General features: G+C 71.1%; 17 protein-coding genes. 5 read left to right on the top strand and 12 right to left on the bottom strand.

Annotated elements, in window-relative coordinates; genetic code table 11:
- The first annotated feature begins 9 nt into the window (after positions 1 to 9).
- From EOD42_RS00390 to EOD42_RS00375, 4 genes are all read left to right on the top strand, one after another.
- The gene (locus tag EOD42_RS00390) at positions 10 to 840 is read left to right on the top strand and encodes an ABC transporter permease (protein WP_164867708.1); all 831 of its coding nucleotides are present in this window, start codon (positions 10 to 12) and stop codon (positions 838 to 840) included.
- Positions 837 to 1,646, top strand: coding sequence for an ABC transporter permease (locus tag EOD42_RS00385; RefSeq protein WP_127785080.1), 810 nt, complete (start codon positions 837 to 839; stop codon positions 1,644 to 1,646). Before EOD42_RS00390 ends, EOD42_RS00385 begins: the two co-directional genes overlap by 4 nt.
- 72 nt (positions 1,647 to 1,718) lie before the next feature.
- Complete coding sequence (locus EOD42_RS00380) at positions 1,719 to 3,137, top strand: amidase (RefSeq protein ID WP_127785079.1); 1,419 nt, start codon at positions 1,719 to 1,721, stop codon at positions 3,135 to 3,137.
- Between the two features lie 23 nt (positions 3,138 to 3,160).
- Positions 3,161 to 4,735, top strand: a complete 1,575-nt coding sequence (locus tag EOD42_RS00375; protein WP_127785078.1) for an ABC transporter substrate-binding protein — start codon at positions 3,161 to 3,163, stop codon at positions 4,733 to 4,735.
- On the opposite strand, the gene EOD42_RS00370 is transcribed toward EOD42_RS00375, so the two are convergent.
- The 8 genes from EOD42_RS00370 to EOD42_RS00335 form a co-directional block, all read right to left on the bottom strand.
- Positions 4,736 to 5,521, bottom strand: coding sequence for a polysaccharide deacetylase family protein (locus EOD42_RS00370; RefSeq protein WP_164867707.1), 786 nt, complete (start codon positions 5,519 to 5,521; stop codon positions 4,736 to 4,738). It lies immediately after the preceding gene.
- Positions 5,522 to 5,532: 11 nt separating this feature from the next.
- On the bottom strand, positions 5,533 to 6,297 hold the full coding sequence (locus tag EOD42_RS00365; RefSeq protein ID WP_127785076.1) for an IclR family transcriptional regulator domain-containing protein: 765 nt from the start codon (positions 6,295 to 6,297) through the stop codon (positions 5,533 to 5,535).
- On the bottom strand, positions 6,297 to 7,010 hold the full coding sequence (locus EOD42_RS00360) for an IclR family transcriptional regulator domain-containing protein (RefSeq protein ID WP_164867706.1): 714 nt from the start codon (positions 7,008 to 7,010) through the stop codon (positions 6,297 to 6,299). Before EOD42_RS00360 ends, EOD42_RS00365 begins: the two co-directional genes overlap by 1 nt.
- 64 nt (positions 7,011 to 7,074) lie before the next feature.
- Positions 7,075 to 7,500 (bottom strand): sarcosine oxidase subunit gamma family protein, encoded by a 426-nt coding sequence (locus tag EOD42_RS00355; RefSeq protein ID WP_164867705.1) that lies wholly within the window; start codon positions 7,498 to 7,500, stop codon positions 7,075 to 7,077.
- Positions 7,493 to 10,336: a 2Fe-2S iron-sulfur cluster-binding protein gene (locus EOD42_RS00350; protein ID WP_127785073.1), complete on the bottom strand. Its 2,844-nt coding sequence runs from the start codon at positions 10,334 to 10,336 to the stop codon at positions 7,493 to 7,495. The genes EOD42_RS00355 and EOD42_RS00350 overlap by 8 nt, the downstream gene beginning before the upstream one ends.
- A complete protein-coding gene (locus EOD42_RS00345; RefSeq protein ID WP_127785072.1) occupies positions 10,333 to 10,578 on the bottom strand; it encodes a sarcosine oxidase subunit delta in 246 nt (81 codons plus the stop codon). The genes EOD42_RS00350 and EOD42_RS00345 overlap by 4 nt, the downstream gene beginning before the upstream one ends.
- On the bottom strand, positions 10,578 to 11,852 hold the full coding sequence (locus EOD42_RS00340) for a sarcosine oxidase subunit beta family protein (RefSeq protein ID WP_240654727.1): 1,275 nt from the start codon (positions 11,850 to 11,852) through the stop codon (positions 10,578 to 10,580). The genes EOD42_RS00345 and EOD42_RS00340 overlap by 1 nt, the downstream gene beginning before the upstream one ends.
- Positions 11,853 to 12,252: 400 nt before the next feature.
- Positions 12,253 to 13,224: a dipeptidase gene (locus EOD42_RS00335; RefSeq protein ID WP_127785071.1), complete on the bottom strand. Its 972-nt coding sequence runs from the start codon at positions 13,222 to 13,224 to the stop codon at positions 12,253 to 12,255.
- Between the two features lie 188 nt (positions 13,225 to 13,412).
- Between EOD42_RS00335 and EOD42_RS00330 the strand changes: the two genes are divergently transcribed.
- A complete protein-coding gene (locus EOD42_RS00330; protein ID WP_127785070.1) occupies positions 13,413 to 14,390 on the top strand; it encodes a Bug family tripartite tricarboxylate transporter substrate binding protein in 978 nt (325 codons plus the stop codon).
- Between the two features lie 3 nt (positions 14,391 to 14,393).
- On the opposite strand, the gene EOD42_RS26455 is transcribed toward EOD42_RS00330, so the two are convergent.
- The 4 genes from EOD42_RS26455 to cydB are packed head-to-tail and all read right to left on the bottom strand — an operon-like array spanning position 14,394 to position 18,889.
- Positions 14,394 to 16,046 (bottom strand): ATP-binding cassette domain-containing protein, encoded by a 1,653-nt coding sequence (locus EOD42_RS26455; RefSeq protein WP_276318115.1) that lies wholly within the window; start codon positions 16,044 to 16,046, stop codon positions 14,394 to 14,396.
- Positions 16,043 to 17,617: a thiol reductant ABC exporter subunit CydD gene (gene cydD / locus EOD42_RS00320; protein WP_127785069.1), complete on the bottom strand. Its 1,575-nt coding sequence runs from the start codon at positions 17,615 to 17,617 to the stop codon at positions 16,043 to 16,045. Before cydD ends, EOD42_RS26455 begins: the two co-directional genes overlap by 4 nt.
- Entirely contained in the window at positions 17,617 to 17,721 is a 105-nt protein-coding gene (cydX, locus tag EOD42_RS00315; protein WP_127785068.1) for a cytochrome bd-I oxidase subunit CydX, read from the bottom strand. The genes cydD and cydX overlap by 1 nt, the downstream gene beginning before the upstream one ends.
- A gap of 13 nt (positions 17,722 to 17,734) precedes the next feature.
- Positions 17,735 to 18,889 carry a cytochrome d ubiquinol oxidase subunit II gene (gene cydB / locus EOD42_RS00310; RefSeq protein WP_127785067.1) on the bottom strand — a complete coding sequence of 385 codons (1,155 nt, stop codon included), beginning with the start codon at positions 18,887 to 18,889 and terminating at the stop codon, positions 17,735 to 17,737.

The raw sequence follows: 18,889 nt of genomic DNA, 5'->3' as shown, positions 1-18,889 counted from the left end.
GCGATGCCCTTGTCACGCCTCACCGCCTGGCTGCTGCTGGCGCCCACGCTGCTGCTGCTGGTGCTCGTCTTTCTGGTGCCGATCGGCTGGTTCATCGGCGGCTCACTCGCGGAACTCGGCACGCTGTCCGAGATCTGGGAGGAAGCCGACGCGGTGCTGTTCTCGGGCGCGGTGGGCGGGGCGATCCTGAACACCAACTGGATCGCGGCGCTGGTCACGCTGCTGGTGCTGCTGATCGGCTATCCCATGTCCTATGCGCTGTCCCGCGCGAAGGGGCTGGTGTTCACCGCCATCCTGCTCTGCATCGTGCTGCCCTATTTCACCAGCACCATCGTGCGCACCTATGCCTGGATGGTGCTGCTGGGGCGCAACGGGCTGATCAACCAGATCCTGCTCGGCATCGGTCTGATCAATGAGCCGTTGCAGCTGATGTACAACCGCACCGGCGTCATCATCGGCATGACCTATGTGCTGCTGCCCTACATGGTGCTCACGCTCTATGCCGCGATGAAGGCGGTGGACCAGCGGCTGCTGCAGGCGGCCGAGGGGATGGGCGCCTCGCCCGCCACCGTTTTCCTGAAGGTATTCATGCCGCTGACGCTGCATGGCGTGATCGCGGGCGTGCTGATCACCTTCATCCTGGCGCTCGGCTTCTTCGTCACGCCCGCGCTGATGGGCGGCCCGGGGGACATCATGATCGCCATGCTGATCGAGCGGGAGGTGGAGCTGACCTACAACTGGCCGACGGCGGCCCTGATGACCATCGTGCTGCTGACCGTCACGCTCATCCTCTATGCCTTCTACGCCCGCATCTCGGACCAGGGGGAGGCACGGCGATGATGGGCCCCGTCCTGCGCGCCACGCTGATGAAGGCCGTGATCGTGCTGCTGTGCTTCGGCATGGTGGCACCCATCGTGATCGTGGCCATCGCCTCCTTCAGCGGCGACGGCTATCTGAAGTTCCCGCCCGAGAGCTTCTCCAGCCAATGGTACGCGCGCTTCCTGGGCGACCAGCGCTGGCGCGATGCCATCCTGAATTCGGTGGTCATCGGGCTGATGACCTCGGTGTTCTCCACCCTGCTGGGGTTCCTCGCGGCCTATGCGCTGGTGCGGGCGGAACTGCCCTGGCGGCGGGCGCTGATGTCCCTGCTGCTGACGCCCGTCATCGTGCCGCATGTGGTCACGGCGGTGGCGATGTACTTCCTCTCGGCCCGGATGGGGCTGGTGGGGGTGCGGCCCTGGATCGCGGTGGCGCACAGCGTGGTGGCCATGCCCGTGGTGCTGATCATCCTGCAATCGGCCCTGCGCACGGTGGACCCGGCGCTGGAGCGCGCGGCGATGGTGTTCGGCTGCACGCGCTGGGGGGTGTTCCGCCGCGTGGTGGTGCCGCTGGCGCTGCCGGGCGTGGTCTCGGCCGCGCTGTTCAGCTTCCTCACCTCCTTCGATGAGCTGGTGATCTCCCTGTTCCTGGCCGGGGTGCGGGCGGAAACCCTGCCCGTGCGGATCTGGAACAGCCTGCTGCTGGAGGTGGAGCCCACCATCGCCGCCGTCAGCACGCTGCTGATCCTGGTGACGATGCTGGCCCTCGGCGCGGATGCGCTGCTGCGGCGGATGCGCGGGGAGGGCGGCGCCCTGCCGGGGAAGTAGCGCCTCACGAAAAAGCGGCATTGCCACATCGATGAAATCGCCCTGAAATACCGGCGGATATCGAGGCTGGCGATGCATTTCGACGAGATCGGCTACCTGGGCGTCACCGAGCTTCATGCGCTGTACAAGGCGCGGAAGCTCTCTCCGGTGGAGGTCGCTCAGGCGGTTCTCGCCCGGATCGAGCGCATCGAACCCAACGTCAACGCCATGATGCGCCTGACGCCCGAACATGCGCTGGAAGCGGCCAGGCGGTCCGAGGCGGTGTTCCGCCAATGCGACACGCCCCGCCTGCTTGAGGGCATCCCCGTCACCATCAAGGATCTGCAGCACACGAAGGGCGTGCAGACCGATTTCTCCACCGTCATCATGCAGGGCACCATCCCGGATGTGGATGCGCCCTGCGTCAGCCGGCTGCTCTCGGCGGGCGGGATGATGATGGGCAAGACGACTTCGGCCGCCGAATGGGGGTGGAAGGGCGTCAGCCAGGCGCCGATCTCGGGCATCACCCACAACCCCTGGGGCAAGGGGCTGAATGCGGGGGCTTCGTCCTCCGGCGCCGGTGTGGCGGCGGCCTGCGGCTATGGCCCGCTGCACCAGGGCGGTGACGGCGCGGGGTCCATCCGCATGCCCGCGCATTTCTCGGGCGTCTACGGGCTGAAGCCCACCCATGGGCGCGTGCCCAACTGGCCCGTCTCCAACAACGAGAACGCGACCCATATGGGCCCGCTGACCCGCACGGTGGAGGACGCGGCGCTGATGACCCAGGCCATGGCCGGGCCGCACCCGTGGGACTTCACCTCGCTGGAGGCCCCGCCGCAGGATTATGCCTCGCAGTTGCGCGCCGCCACGATGAAGGGCAAGCGCATCGCCTATTCTCGCGACCTGGGCCATGCCCGCGTCGACCCCGAGATCGCGGAAGCAGTCGAGAAGGCCGTGAAGGTCTTCGAGGAAATGGGCGCGATCATCGAGGAAGTGACGCCCGCCTGGGGGCCGCTCGGCCCTGAGCTTGCGCGTTTCTTCTGGCCCGCCACCTTCTCCAGCCGGATCGAAAGCCTGCCCGAATTCGAGAGCGGGATGGACCCGGGCTTCGTGGCGATGATCAAGTTCGCCTCTGGCTTCACCACGCCGCAGTTCATGCAGATGCGCAGCCGGCGCTTCGCCTATATCCAGCAGATCCATGAGTTCATGGAGGGCTACGACTTCCTGCTGACGCCGGCGGTCAGCGTGGCGGCCTTCCCGGCGGACCGCCTGCAGCCCGCCCATTGGCCCCAGCATGAATGGGACTGGCTGATGTGGGCGGAATTTTCCTACCCGTTCAACTGGTCCGGCAGCCCGGCGGCCAGCGTGCCCTGCGGCTTCACCCCCGCCGGATTGCCGGTGGGGCTGCAGATCGTGGGCCGGCGCTTCGATGACCTCGGCGTGCTGCAGGCCAGCGCCGCCTTCGAGGAAGCCCGCCCCTGGGCCGACAAGAGGCCACCCCTCGCGCAGTAACCCCATCACGGAGAGAGAGTGCCATGAAGCGTCGTGACTTCCTTGCCGGTGCGGCCGGTGCCGCCACTCTCTCCGCCCCGGCGGGCGCGCAGCCGGCCAAGGTGGTGAAGTTCGTCCCGCAGGCGGATCTCGCGCTGCTGGACCCGGTCTTCACCACGGGCCTCGTGACCCGCAACCACGGCTTCCTGGTCTATGACCAGCTCTATGGGCTGGATGACAGCTTCAACCCCCAGCCGCAGATGGTCGATGGCCATGTCATCGAGGATGACGGCAAGACCTGGAAGCTGACCCTGCGGGATGGCCTGCGTTTCCATGACGGCACGCCCGTGCTGGCGCGCGATGCGGTGGCCAGCATCAACCGCTGGACCCAGACCGATGCCTTCGGCCAGACCCTGCGCGCCGCGACCGATGAGCTGAGCGCGCCGTCGGACCGCGTCATCCAGTTCCGGCTGAAGAAGCCGTTTCCCCTGCTGCCGACGGCACTCGCCAAGCCCTCCGCCTTCTGTCCGGTGATGCCGGAGCGGCTGGCGAACACGCCATTCAACCAGCAGGTGACGGAAATGGTGGGCAGCGGCCCCTTCCGCTACCTGGCCAATGAACGCGTGGCGGGCTCCCGCAACGTCTATGCGAAGTTCGCGGAGTATGTGCCGCGCGCCTCGGGCACGGCCAGCTTCGCGGCGGGGCCGAAGGTCGTGCATATCGACCGCGTGGAATGGGTCACGCTGCCCGATGCCGCCACCGCCGCAGCCGCCCTCCAGGCCGGCGAGGTCGATTGGTGGGAACAGCCCCAGCCCGACCTGCTGCCGCTGCTGCGCCGCAACCGCAACATCCGCGTGGAGGCCAAGGAACGCGGCGGGTTGATGGGCATGATCCGCTTCAACCACCTGGTCCCGCCCTTCGACAACCCGGCCATCCGCCGCGCCTTCCTGGCGGGCGTGAACCAGACCGAATACATGCAGGCCGTGATGGGCGAGGAGCGTTCCCTGTGGAACGACCGCTGCGGCTTCTTCCTGCCCGGCAGCCCCTCGGGCAACGAGGCTGGGCTGGAAGTCATGACCGGCCCGCGCGACCTGGAAAAGGTGAAGCGCGACCTGCAGGCCGCCGGCTACAAGGGTGAGCGCGTGGTCTTCGTGGTGCCGACCGACCTGCCCTCGCTGAACGCCATGAGCCTTCTGGCCGCCGACATGTTCCGCAAGGTAGGCATCAACCTCGACTACCAGGCGCTGGACTGGGGCACGGTGCTGCCGCGCCTGGCCAACCGCGAGGGGCTGGACCGCGGCGGCTGGAGCGTCTGGTGCAACTACATCCCCGGCATCATCGCGACATCGCCCGCCACGCAATCCTATGCGCGCGGCATCGGGCGGGCGGGCACCTTCGGCTGGCCTGAATCGGCCCGGCTGGAGGCCCTGCGCGACCAGTACATGGACGCCACCGACCCCGCCGAGCAGCGGCGCCTGTGCGAGGAGATCCAGCAGCAGGCCTGGCAGGACGTTCCCTACATCCCGACCGGCGCCTGGATGCAGCCCTTCGCCTTCCGCTCCAACATCACGGGCATGCTCAACGGCTTCCCGCTGTTCCACAACATCCGCAAGGGCTGATCAGGGGATCTCGGCCGCCAGGTCGCGTGACGTCACGAAGCGCGTGCCCGCGTGCGCCTTCATGAAGCCGATCAGCCGGTCGAGCATCGCGAGCCGCCCGGGATGGCCGATCAGCTGCACATGCAGCGTCAGGTGGAAGAAGGCGCCGGGCCAGGCATGGGTGGCCGCGAATTCCTCCTGCCACAGGATCTCCACCTCACGCGGGGTGCGCAGAATGCGCTCCATCCGCCCGCCATGGATGAAGAAGGGGGCGTCCGCCAGGTGCCAGTGCACCGGCAGCTCGACCAGATCCACCGGCTTGCCGTCCCGCAGGTGCCGATAGGGGCGCACGGCGTCGTGGAAGTTGGTGGAGACCGTCACGCCCTCGGCCAGCAGCAGGTCCAGCGTGTTGGCGCTCCATTCCCAGCTGGGTGAGCGCCAGGTCACGGGCCGCTCACCGGTCACGCGTTGCAGCGCCTCGATGCCGCCCAGCAGTTCCGCGCGTTCCTCGGCCAGCGTCAGCCCTACCGGGGTGCGGTGGTTGGCGCCATGGCTGCCCAGCTCATGCCCTGCGCGATGGATGGCCAGCACGGCTTCCGGATAGCGGTCGGCCGTGATGCCGGGGACGAAGAAGGTGGCCTTCACCCCATGGCGTTCCAGCAGGGCCAGCAAAGGCGCCAACCCCTCCCGCACCGCGTAGCTGCCGTGGGAGAGCAGGACGGGCTTCGCCGCGTTCTCGGGGTTGATGGCGAGCCACAAGGCCTCCGCATCCAGGCAGATGCCGAACACGACGGGGAAATCGGGCATCGCTGTCTCCTTCATGCGATGGCGGTGCGCAGCCGCGTGAGACAGGGGCCGAGCAGCATCTCGCGGGAGCCGCGCTCCACATGCAGGCCGATGCCGAGTGCGGCCCCGCTCGGCGCCAGGATGGCGATGGAGCGCAGGCCCAGCTCGGTCTCCTCGCTGACCAGCGCATAGCCGTCGGCGCGGGCGGCCAGGATGGCCTCACGCAGGCGAGGCTTGTCGGTGATGGTGTGCGGCGTCTGGGCGTGGGGCGTCAGGCGCTCCAGCCACGCATCCAGCGCATCATCCGGCAGTTGGGAAAGCAGCATGCGCCCGCCCGCGCTGCAGAAGGCCGGCATGCGGAAGCCGATGCCGCTGGCGATCTGCCCGGCCTGGGCGGGGGCGGCGCGGGCGGCCAGCACCGCGTCCTGCCCATCCAGCACGGAGGCCGAGCACAGCGCGTCCATCTCCGCCGCCAGGGCCTCGCACACCGGCTGCAGCGCCCGGGTGACTGGGTTGGCGCGCAGATAGGCCGCGGCGAAGCCCAGCACGCCGGTGGTGACGCGGAACATCCGGCCGTCCGTCTCGACCAGCCCGTGTTCGGCCAGTGTCAGCAGCGCGCGGCGGGTGCTGGCGCGGGGCAGGCCGGTGGCCTCCGCCACCTCGCTCAGCGAGGTCTGGCGCCGGGCGGGGCTGAAGGCGCCCAGCACCTCAAGCCCCCGCGCCAGGGCCTCGGAGAAATCATGCGCGTTGGGGCGGGCCTGGCGCCGGGCGCTGTCGGCATCGCTCAGCCTGGCCATCAGAGCAGCCTGTCCGCCAGGCGCGCGGCCTCGGCTTCCAGCAGGGGGCGCAGGGTGGTCAGCAGCGTGGCGATGGAGGCGGCCTCGATGCGCAGCGTCAGCCCGAGGGCTGCCACCACCCGCCCGTCGAAGCGGCGCAGCGGCACGGCCAGCGACCGGAAGCCCAGCTCCATTTCCTGGTCCACCAGGGCGAAGCCCTCGCGCCGGGCCTCGGCGATGGCGGTCAGCAGGCCGGGGCGGCGGGGCTCCGGGATGTGGTCCAGCGCGGGCTCGGGCAGGCCGGCCAGCAGCATGCGGCCCACGGCGCTGGCGGCAGCGGGCAGGCGGGCCGCGGCCTCATGCCGGGCCAGCCATTGCGGGGGCAGGGCGCGGGCGATGACCAGCACCTCCGCGCCGTCCAGCGTGCCCGCCAGGCAGGCGGCGCCGGTCTCGGCCAGCAGCCGGTCGCAGGCGGGTTGCAGCAGGGTGGGCACCGGGTCGGCCGGCAGATAGGGGGCGGCGAGCCGCAGCGCCCGCGCCGTGGGCCGCCAGCCCCGCCCTGCGGGTTCCAGAAACCCCAGCGCGGCCAGCGTGCCGAGCGTGCGCCGCGCGGTGGAGCGCGGCAGTTCCAGCAGCTCCGCCGCCTCCGCCACGGAGATCACCGGCCGTTCGGCCGAAAACGCGCCGAGCACGGTCAGGCCGCGCCCGAGGGCGGCCAGGGATTCTTCCTTCACGGGCGTGACCACAGAGCGAACATCCCATCGGGGATAGCCAGGGGCGGCCCGCGCCGCAATGACGTCAGGCAAGGCCCGCCACCCCCGCCGCATCCAGCAGCCAACCCTGCAGCCAGGGGGCGTAGCTGCGGGCGGCCAGCAGGTCGATCTCGCCCTCTCCGCGCGCCAGCAGGATGGCGGGGCAGCGCGCCACCCGGGTGCGGGCGCAATGCCCGGCCGGGAAATGCCGGGCGTCGAGGTCGATGGCGGCACCGCGCGAGAGCAGCGCGCGGGCATCGGGGCCCCGCAGACGCCAGCCCGTCGAGGCGCCCGAGACATCCACCGCCTCCAGCCCCGGCCAGTCACCCGGGCCGATCGCAAGCCATTCCCGGGGCGCCAGTCGCAGCAGCGCGCCACGGGCGGTGAAGACGGCGTGCCCCAGCTCCGGGCCGGGCGCGTCGCCCCACAGCGTGGTCAGCGGCGCCGGCGGCAACGGGATCAGCTCAACCACGCAGGCGTTCTCCCTCGGGGTCCAGGAAGACGGGATCCACCACCCGCACCGGCACGGATTGTCCGGCCATGGGGGCAGTGGCGGTCAGCGTCTCGCCCATCCGCGCGCGGCCGCCCTCCACCAGGGCCAGTGCGATCCAGCGTTCCAGCGTGGCGCTGTAGAGGCCCGCCGTGATGTGGCCGATGCTGGGGCCATCGGCCACGATCTGCGCGCCGCGCGGCATGGGCTGGGCGGCGTCGAGCGTCAGCAGCCCCACCATCTGCTTGCGGTCCGGGGCGGCGAAGGCAGGGCGGCGCAAAGCGGCCTGGCCGACGCAGCCCTTCTTGCGGCTCATCATCCGCCCCAGCCCCAGATCGTCCAGCGTGGTGCGGCCATCGGCCTCGAAGCCCGGCATGAAAAAGCCCTTCTCGGCCCGCATGGTCAGCATGGCCTCCGTGCCGTAGGGCATGATGCCGTGCTGGGCGCCGGCCGCCATCGCGGCTTCCCACAGCGCCTGCCCGTGCTGGGCCGGCACATTCACCTCATACGCGCGCTCACCGGAGAAGCTGATGCGGAACACCCGCGCCGGGATGCCCACGACCTGCCCCTGGGCCAGGGCCATATAGGGCAAGGCGGCATCCGACACGTCGAATTCCGCCAGCGCGGCCAGCACCTCGCGCGCCCTTGGGCCCGCGATGCCGATCGCGGCCCATTGCTCGGTCACGGGCGTCAGCCGCACGTCCAGCTCGGGCCAGGCCAGCTGCAGCAGGCGGTCCAGATGTGCCTGCACGCGCTCCGCATTGCCCGTGGTCACGGTCATCACATAGTGGTTCTCGCCCAGGCGGCTCGTGGTGCCGTCATCCAGCACCATCCCGTCCTCACGCAGCATCACGCCATAGCGGCAGCGGCCGACGGGCAGGTTGGACCAGGCATTCACATAGACGCGGTTCAGCAACTCCGGCACGTCGCGCCCGCGCAGGTCGAACTTGCCGAGCGTCGAGACATCCACGATGCCGACGGCGGTGCGGGTGTTCAGCACCTCGCGGTCGATGGCCTGCTGGTCGGTCTCGTGGGCGCGGGGGTAGAGTTGCGGGCGGCGCCAACTGCCGACCTGGGCCATGCGCGCCCCGTTCGCGTCGTGCCAGGGCTGGATGGGCGTAACACGGCTGGGTGCCATGTTCGGCCCCACATGCCCGCCGGCCAGCGCGCCGAAGGTGACGGGCGAGACCGGCGGGCGCGGGCGCGTCACGCCCACATCGGCCAGCGCGCGGCCCATCTGCCCGGCCGCGTGCCCCGCGCCGATCAGCCCGCTGGTCCGGCCCTGGTCCGTGCCCATGCCGAGCGTGGTGTAGCGCTTCACCTGCTCGATGTGGCCGAAGCCCTCCCGCACCGCGAGGTTCAGGTCCTCCACCGTCACGTCATTGTGCAGGTCTATGAAGCGCTTGCCGCGCAGCCCGCGCGGTTTCGGCATCACCGAGAGGGTGGAGGGCGGCGCGGGAATCGCTTCCTCCACGGCCGGCATCGCGTCGGGGGGCAGGCTATGGGCCAGCGCCTCGGCGAGGGAGACGGCCCCCGCGCAGCCGCCCACGCATTCCACCGCCGTGCTGCCCGCCACCGGCAGGAAGGCGCCTGAGCCCTCATCGAAGCCGGTGCGGCCGCCGGCCTGGGTGAACAGCTGCAGATTGGGGGTGAAGCCGCCGGAGACCAGCAGCGTGTCGGCATTCAGCCGGCGCATGGCGCCGCCTTCGATGGGCCTGGCCAGGCACCCTTTCACGCCGCGCGCCCCCAGCGCCTTCACCACCACCTGCCCCGGCAGGCAACGGATACCGGCCGTGCGCGCGGCCTCGGCCAGGGGGCCGGCATGGGGGCGCGGATCGACCACGGCCTCGATCTCCACCCCCGCCGCCTGTAGGGCCAGGGCGGTGCCATAGGCTCCGTCATCCCCGGTGAAGATCACCGCCCGCCGGCCGGGCAGGGCCGCGTGGCGCGTGGCATAGGCACGGGCGGCGGAGGCCAGCATCACGCCCGGCCGGTCGTTGTCGGCGAAGACCAGCGGGCGTTCCTGCGCGCCGGTGGCCAGGATGATGCGCCCGGCATGCAGCACCCAGCGGCATTGCCGGGCACCGCCACCGTCCAGATGCTGGATCACGTCGACCCGCCCGCTGTCCGAGACGGCATAGGCGGTGGCGCGGCGCAGCAGGGTGACATCCGGCATGGCGGCCAGCTCCGCCTCGCGCGCCGCCAGCCAATCGGCGGCCGGCTGCCCGCCGATCCGTGCGTCAGGATCACCGGCCATCAGGCCGAGCCGCGCGCCGTCATCCACCAGCATCACGCGCCGGCCTGGCGCGGCGGCGGCCATGGCGGCCGCGATGCCGGCAGGCCCGCCGCCCACCACCAGCACCTCCACATGCGCGTGCCGGGTGTCGTAGCGGTGCGGGTCCGGTGCGCGGGGCGCGCGGCCGAGCCCCGCGGCGCGGCGGATCAGCCCCTCATACAGCGGCCAGAGCCGGCGCGGCGCCATGAAGGTCTTGTAGTAGAAGCCCGCCGGCAGCAGCGGCGCGGCCAGCCCGGCCACGGCGCCCAGGTCGAAGCCCACGCTGGGCCAGGCATTCTGGCCCCGGGCGTCCAGCCCCGCTGTCAGGGGTGTCAGGCCACCGCGGCAATTGGGTTCGTCGCCCAGCTGGAACAGCGCGTTGGGCTCATCGGCGCCATAGCCGAAAATGCCGCGCGGCCGGTGATACTTGAAGCTGCGGCCCACGATGCGCACGCCATTGGCCAGCAGGGCGGAGCTGAGCGTGTCGCGCTCATGGCCCCGGTATTCGCGCCCGTCGAAGCGGAAAGGGATGCGGCGGATCATGGTGCCTCCGCCAGGAAGCGATGGGTCAGCGTGTCGCGGCGGGCCGTGAACCACTGGCGGCAGCCGGCGGCGTGGTACCACAGCTCCCGGTGCGGCCCACGCGGGTTGGCGCGCAGGTGCAGGGCGGCGTGAGCCTGCTCGGGGGTGGCCTCGGTCGGGATGGTCGGCGGGGCGGAGGCATCGCCGCCATACTCGAATTCCTCGGCGGCGCGGGGGCCGCAGTGCGGGCAGGGGATCAGCATCAGTGCAGCCAGGGCGTCGCACCCGCGCCGCGCTCGTCGATCAGCGCGCCGGTGGCGAAACGGTCCAGGGAGAAGGGGGCGTTCAGTGCGTGCGGCTCATCGCGCGCGATGGTGTGGGCGAAGCACCAGCCGCCGGCGGGCGTCGCCTTGAAGCCGCCATAGCACCACCCCCCGTTCAGATAGAGGCCTTCCACCGGCGTTTTCGCGATGATCGGGCTGCCGTCCATGGTCATGTCCATCAGCCCGCCCCAGCTGCGCAGCTGCCGAAGGCGCGAGAAGGCGGGGAACAACGCCAGGCAGGATTCCACCGCATGGTCGAGCGGCACGGGCGAGCCGCGCTGGGCATAGGAGTTGTGGCCGTCGATGTCGCCGCCCATCACCAGTTCCCCCTTGTCGGACTGGCTGGCGTAGAAATGCAGCGCGCCGGAGGCGACGACGGCATCCAGCACGGGCTTCACCGGCTCAGACACCATGGCCTGCAGCACATGGGTCTCGATCGGCAGACGCAGCCCCGCCATGGCGCCCAGCAGGCCAGAGCTGCCGGCGACACACAGCCCGACCTTGGGCGCCGCGATGAAGCCCAGCGTGGTCTCCACCCCCGTGACGCGGCCGCCCTCGCGGCGGATGCCCGTGACCTCGCAGTTCTGGATGATGTCCACGCCCATGGCGTCGGCGGCGCGGGCATAGCCCCAGGCGACCGCATCATGCCGGGCGGTGCCGGCGCGGGGCTGTTCCAGCCCGCCCAGCACCGGCAGCCGCGCGGTGGGCGAGAGGTCCAGCGCGGGCAGGCGGCGGGCCAGCGCCTCGCGGTCCAGCAGTTCCGCATCGATGCCGTTCAGGCGCATGGCATTGCCACGCCGCATCAGCCCCGTCAGGTCGGATTGCGTGTGGGCCAGGGTGATGCAGCCGCGCTGGCTGAACATGACATTGTAGTTCAGTTCCCCGCTCAGCCCTTCCCACAGTTTCAGGGAGTGTTCGTAGAACATCGCGTTGGGCCGCAGCAGGTAGTTGGAGCGCACCATGGTGGTGTTGCGCCCGGTATTGCCGCCGCCGAGCCAGGATTTCTCCAGCACGGCCGCGCGGCGGATGCCGTGCAGCTTCGCCAGGTAATAGGCCGTGGCCAGCCCATGCCCGCCGCCGCCCACCAGCACCACGTCATAGGCGGGCTGGGGCGGCGGGCTGCGCCACATGCGCGCCCAGTTGCGATGCCCCGTCAGGGCATTGCGGGCCAGGTTGAGGAAGGAGAAGGCAGTCACGGGGTCGAAAATGTCCAATTATCGAACATAAAAACGATAAATGGCGATGTCGCGGTGCGTCAATGCGGAATCTTGCGAGGCCGGGTCAGGGGCCTCGCCCCCGACACCCCCACCAAGGGGCTCTGCCCCTTGGAGCCCCGCCAGTCGATCATATCTCCTGGACCTGATAAGAGTTTGGCGCCGATGCCGGGTAAGCGAGGCACAAATTTCATTATAAAAATCAGTAGGAAAGACCTTGTCAGGGTTTGGCGCCAGGTTCCCGGGGTCCAGGGCCGCTACGGTCCTGGCGGGGATCCAAGGGGCAGAGCCCCTTGGTGGGGGATCCGGGGCAAAGCCCCGGTGCAACATTTCCGCTTGAGTGCCGTCAAAGCTCGCGGGATAATCATAGAACGTTCGCTAATTGGACATTCCTATCGCCTCAGCGCCACACCTCCCTGAACAGCCGCAGCCAGTTGCCGCCCAGCAACCGGGCGATGCGCGCGGCCGTCCAGCCGCGCCGTTCCATCGCGGCGGTCAGGTTGGGGTATTGCTCGATGCGCCCGAAATCCGGTGGGAACACCGCGCCCTTGGGCTGGATCAGTTGCCGGCCATAGCCCTTGTCTCGCAGCAGGTAGCCGAAATCGGCCGGCGTATAGCCCTGGGTGAAGTCGGTGCCGATCGCGGCCTGTTCCTCGCCGCAGACGCCGATGATGTGCTCGATCGCGTCCAGGTAGTCCTCCAGCGTCGACTCGCTGCCGCGCCGCATGAAGGGGGGGAACATCGTCACCCCCACCAGCCCGCCATGCTCGGCCACCAGCCGCATCTCGGCGTCGGTCTTGTTGCGCGGGTGCTCCTTCAGCGCCATCGGCGCGCAGTGCGTATAGGCGACGGGCTGGCGGGAGGCCTTCACGATATCCGCCGCCGTCTCGGTGCCCACATGGCTCAGGTCGATCAGGATGCCCTCGGCGTTCAGCGCGGCCACCAGGTCGTGGCCCCAGTCGGTCAGGCCGCGGTCGCGCGATTCCAGGCAGCCGGACCCCGCCATGTTCGCGGTGTGATAGGTCATCTGCACCACCCGCAGGCCGAGCTCGGCGAAGAGCGGCACCCGGCGCAGATCCTCGCCGAAGCCCACCGAGTTCTGCCAGCCCAGGATGATGCCGACGCGCCCCTCGGCCTTGGCGCGCAGGATGTCGTCGGGCGTGTAGACCTGCAGCAGCAGCTCGGGGTGGGCACGGAACCACAGCTTCCACTGCGCGATGGCGTCGATCGAGGCCTCGAATCCCTCCCAGATGCCGCAGGTGCAGTTGGCGGCGGTCAGCCCCCCGGCCTGCATCGCCGCGAAAACCTCCGGACCCCATTTCGAGACGATCAGCCCATCGATCACCAGGGACGTCTCGTGCAGCGTGCTCATCGCCGGCTCCTTTCCTTGCCGGCGCAGGCTAGAGCGGGGCGGGGGCGCAGCCCACCCGGAAAATTGATAATAAACATAATAAAAACAGAATATTATAAGGGATTTCCGGCATTGCCGGAAAGGGAATTCCCGTGTCGTGCGGCCATGACCATCCAGGGGCGCCGCGACGGCGCCGGAGGACGAACATCATGTCTCTGACCCTGCCGCGCCGTGGCCTCGCGGCACTTGCCCTGGCCATGCCGGGCGTGGCCCGCGCCCAGCTTCTGCCGCGCCCGGCGCGCCTCATCATCGGCTATGCCGCCGGCACGGCGATGGACACGGTGGCGCGCCTGTATGCCCGCGAATGGCAGGGCGAATATGCCGCCGGCGTGGTGGTGGAAAACCGCACCGGCGCCAATGGCCGCCTGGCGGTGGAGGCGGTGAAGACAGCCGCCCCCGACGGTGCCACCATCCTGATGACACCCGAGAGCGCGCTGACCATCTTCCCCGCCGTCTACGGCGCCAACCTGCGCTATGATCCGCTGGTGGACCTGCTGCCGGTAGGGGCCACTTCTGGCTTTGCCTACAGTTTCGCAGTGGGCGCGAACCACCCGGCCAGGACTTTCGCGGAATTCGTTGCCTGGGGCCGCACCCAGCAGGACATCACCTACGGCAGCCCCGCCGCCGGCTCCGGCCTGCATTTCCTGACGGTGCTGATGGCGCGGCGCTTCGGCATGAACATGACCCATGTGCCCTACCGGGAGACCGCGCAGATGCTGTCCGACCTGGAGGCGCTGCGCCTGGGTGCCGCCATGCAGGTGGGCGGCAACGTGACGCAGCTGCACCAGGCGGGGCGGCTGCGCGTGCTGGCCGTCTCCTCGGAGGATCGGGTGCCCTCGCTGCCCGACGTGCCCAGCTTCGCGGAACTCGGCTATCCCGAGATGACGGCGCTGGCGCTCTATGGCCTGGCGCTGCCGGCTGGCACGCCGCAGCCGATGGCGGACAAGCTGGCGCAGCTGACGCTTGCCGCCGCCGCCAAGCCGGACCTGCGTGAGGTGCTGGCGCGGCTGGACCAGGCGCCCGTCACCAGCTTCCCCACGCCTGCCGCCTTCGCGGCGCGTATCCGGCAGGAACAGGAACGCTGGGCGCCGATCGTGCGGGAATCCGGCTTCCGGGCGGAGTCCTGAGCCTCAGCCCGGGCGCAGCCTTGCCAGCGCCTCGGCGAAGCCCGCCTTGCCCCGCCGCCACTCGCCCGTGATCCTGCCCTGTTCCAGCCGGATGATCCGGTCCGCCATCTCCGCTTCCCGCCGCAGATGGGCGACGGCCAGCACCGCCTGGCCGTCGCGCCGGCCCAGGCGTGCCAGCACCTGGCGTGCCGTGTCGCCGTCCAGCGCCTCCGTCGCCTCATCCAGCAGCCAGAGCGGGGCATCGCGCAGCAGAACCCGCGCGAGTGCCAGGCGCCGGCGCTGCCCGGCCGACAGACCCGCGCCGCCCTCGCCCAGCCGGCTGTCCAGCGACAGGCCTTCCAGCCCGGCCTCCTGCAGGGCCGCCGCCAGTGCCGCGTCGTCGGCCCCGGGCGCGGCCAGCAGCAGATTGCCGCGCAGGCTGTCCTGGAACAGCTCCACGCGCTGGCTGAGCAGGGCGTGGGGCAGCAGCGCGATGCCGCCCGACTGCGGTGTGGCCTCGCCGGTCAGCAGGGCCAGCAGGGTGGATTTCCCCGCGCCGCTGGGGCCCGTGACCACCAGGTATTCCCCCGTGGCGATGTCCAGCGACAGCCCGTCGAACAGCGGGCGCGCCGCCCCGGGCGGGGTATAGCGCAGCGCCGAGAGGCGGAGCGCCACGCCCTGAGGGGGCAGCATCGCCGGCGCCGGCGGCACCGCTTCCATGGCGGGCAGCAGCCTTGCGGCGGCCCGTGCCCCGCGCCCCATCTCGATCGCGCCCCGGCGCAGCGCGGCGAAGGGCTCCATCGCCGCCAGCGCCACCAGCAGGGCCAGTGCCGCCTGGGGCGCCGGCAGGCCGAGTGCCGCCACAGCCCAGCCCATTCCCCCCAGCAGCAAGGCGCCGGCCAGGCCAAACACGAGCCCCGCCAGCGTCTCCAGCCGGTGCAGCGCGTCGTCTGCCTCGGCCAGCCGGGCTTCGGCGGCCATCACCGCCTCGGTCTGGGCCGGCAGGCGCCCGGCCATCAGCCAGGCGGTCTGTCCCGCCACCAGATCCACCCCGCGCACCCGCAGCGCCTCCAGCGCGGCGGCGCGGCGGCGGGCGGCGCGCTCGGCGGCCCCTGCCAGCCAGAGGGGCAGGCCGAGCCCCGGCAGCAGCAGCGCCGCCGGCAGGCCCACCCCCAGGCGCCAGTCGATCAGCGCCAGCGCCACACCGGCGCACAGCGCCGTGGCTACCGCCGCCGCCCCCGGCACCAGCAGCCGCAGATAGACGGAATCCAGCGCATCCACATCGACCGAGAGCCGGAACAGCAGCCGCGCCGGGCGTGCCGCCAGGGCGCGCGCGATGCCCGGCTGCGCGAAGCCGCGGAACAGCCTCTCCCGCAATGCGGCCAGCAGGGCGAGCGTCGCGTCATGCGCCACCACGCGCTCGCCATATCGGGCGGCGGTGCGCAGGATGGCCAGCAGCCGGATGCCGGCGCCGGGCATGAACACGTCGAACATCAGGGCGCCGGCCGGCACCAGCCCGGCCAGCGCGGTGGCGGTGATGAACCAGCCCGACAGACCCAGCAGCGCCACCCCCGCCAGCACCGCCAGCGCGGCCAGCACGGCGCCGACGGCCATCGCGCCGCCCCGCTGGGACAGGAACAGCGACACGACCTGCCGCAGGGGGACAAGGCGCCTCACAGCCGCACCACCCGGTCCATCCGCGCCGCCAGGACGGGGTCATGGGTGGCCAGCAGCAGGGTGCGGCCCCGGGCCGCCAGCAGCAGCGCCGTAGTCACCTCCCGCGCGGTGGCGGCGTCCAGATGGGCGGTGGGCTCATCGGCCAGGATCAGGCCGGCGCCGGGGGGCAGCACGGCCCGCGCCAGGCCGAGGCGCAGCGCCTCGCCCCCCGACAGCCCGGCGCCGTCCTCGCCGATGGGGCGGTCGGGCGGCAGGTCGGGCAACAGCGCGCGGCGCCATGGCTCGGGGTCCAGCCCCGGGCGGCCCAGCAGAAGGTTGGCGCGCAGGCTGCCGGCGAACAGCTCCGGCTGCTGGCCGAGCCAGGCGATGCGCCCGCGCAGGGCGGCGGGTTCCAGGCCGCGCGGGCCGATGGCGATCCGGCCGCCCTGGGGCGCCGCCAGCCCCGCCAGCAGCGCCAGCAGGGTGGATTTGCCGGCGCCCGAGGCGCCGAGCAGCGCCACATGCTCGCCAGGGGCGATGTCCAGCTCGAAGCCGTCCAGCACCGGCCCCGCCGCCCCGGCATGCCGGAAGGCCAGCCCGCGCACCGAGACGCCGGGGGCGGTGCCTTCCGCTTCTACGGCCGCGCGTGCCTCGGGCAGCGCCAGGGCAGGGGGCGCGGCCAGGGCATCGAGGGACGCCAGCGCCGCCTCGCCCGCCGCGCGGTCGTGCCAGGCGGCGGCCAGGTCCCGCAGCGGCTCGAAGAAGGCGGGTGCCAGCAGCAGCACGAACAGCGCGGGGCCGAGGCCCATCCGCCCGCCCCAGGCGCCGAATTCCAGCGTGCCCAGCAGGTGGAAGCCCACATAGACCGCCACCATCGCCACCCCGAGGGATGCGAACAGCTCCAGCACCGCGGAGGACAGGAAGGCGATGCGCAGCACCGCCATGCTGCGGGCCCGCAGGGATTCGGCCGCCGCGCGCAGGCGGCGGGCCGTGGCATCCACCGCATCGAAGGCACGGATGGTGGCCAGACCCCGCAGCCGGTCCAGCAGCAATGCGTTCATGCCGCCGATCTCCAGCATCTGCGCCTCGCTGGCTTCCTTGGCGCGCAGGCCGACGAGGGCCATGAACAGCGGGATCAGCGGGGCCGCGACCAGCAGGACCAGCGCCGCCAGCCAGCTTTGCGTCAGCACCACCAGCAGCAGCACGCAGGGCACCACCGTGCTGCGCAACCGGGCGGGGCGATAGCGGGAGAGATAGGGCAGCACCGCCTCCGCCTGCTCGGCCAGGGCGGCGGCGGCGGCGCCCGAGGCAGGGCGGCCGGTATCCAGCGGCGAGCGCGCGGCCAGGCTCCCGACCGCCCGGCGGCGCTGCGCCGTGAGCCCCGCGCGCGCGGCGCGGAACACCATCCGCTGGCCCAGCGCCTCGGCCCCGGCGCGCAGCGCGCCGATGGCCGCGATGCCGGCCGCGAACCAGAACAGCGGCCCGCCGGCCCCGGCGATGCCTGCCACCAGCGCGGCGATGAGCGCCGCCTGCGGCACCCACAACAGAGAGGCCAGCACCTGCAGCCAGGCGCCGGCCCTGCTTTCCGGCATCACCGGCGGTTGGCGTCGTCCTCGCGCATCTCGAACCACATCGCGTTCAGCACGGCGAAGGCGGCGGCCAGCGGCAGGCCGAGGAGCCAGGTGAAGTACCACATCGCGTTTCTCTCCTCAGTAGAAGTGGCCGTGTTCGCCGGTCACCTGCCCCTCGGTCACCTTGCCCCACAGGATCCGGTAGGCCCAGGCGGTATAGGCGAGCACGATCGGCAGGAAGATCACGGTGACGCACAGCATGATGAACAGCGTCTGGTGCGAGGAACTGCTGTCCCACACCGTCAGGCTCGAACGGGGGTCGATCGAGGAAGGCAGGATGAAGGGGAACATCGCGAGCCCCACCGTCGAGATCACGCCGAAGATGGACACGCCGGAGGCCAGGATGGGCAGACCGTCGAAGCGCGATTGCAGGCTGACCAGCGCCAGCGCCGCGCCCACCAGGCCCATGGCCGGCGCCACCCATTGCCAGGGCCGGGCAGCGTAATTGTCGAACCAGGCACCCGCCGCGACCGTCGCATTCTTGATCAGCGGGTTCGAGGGGCCTGCGACCGCGACCTCGCCGACGATGCGGTAGCCGTCGATGAAGGCCCAGAGCATCAGCCCCGCCAGGGCGAACAGCACGATGGTGGCCAGGGCCGCGATGCTGCCATAGGCCCTGGCGCGGGCAGCCACCGCGCCCTCGGCCTTCAGGGCCAGCCAGCCGCCCCCGTGCATCACCAGCATCGAGACGGACAACAGCCCGCACAGCAGCGCGAAGGGGTTCAGCAGCCCGAAGAAGGAGCCCTCGTAGAAGGCGCGCAGGTCATCATTCAGCCGGAAGGGCACGCCCTGCAGCACATTGCCCACCGCCACGCCGAAGATCAGCGCCGGCACGAAGCCGCCGATGAACAGCGCCCAGTCCCAGGCGGCGCGCCAGCGCGGGCAGTCCCGCTTGCTGCGGTACTTGAAGGCCACCGGGCGCAGGATCAGCGCCGCCAGCACCACGAACATCGCCAGGTAGAAGCCCGAGAAGGACACGGCATAGAGCGGCGGCCAGGCGGCGAAGATGGCGCCGCCCCCCAGGATGAACCACACTTGGTTGCCCTCCCACACCGGGCCCACCGTGTTGATGGCCACCCGGCGCTCGGCGTCGGTCTTCGCCACGAAGGGCAGCAGGGCGCCGACCCCCATGTCGAAGCCGTCGGTCGCGGCGAAGCCGATCAGCAGCACGCCCAGCAGCACCCACCAGATCAGGCGCAGGATCTCGAAGTCGATCAGCGTATGGAGCGTCAT

Origin of the sequence: Rhodovarius crocodyli, assembly GCF_004005855.1 — a bacterium.
Lineage (GTDB): Bacteria > Pseudomonadota > Alphaproteobacteria > Acetobacterales > Acetobacteraceae > Rhodovarius > Rhodovarius crocodyli.
The sequence above is the reverse complement of the archived record's forward strand: the minus strand, read 5'-3'. Positions and strand labels throughout refer to the sequence as shown.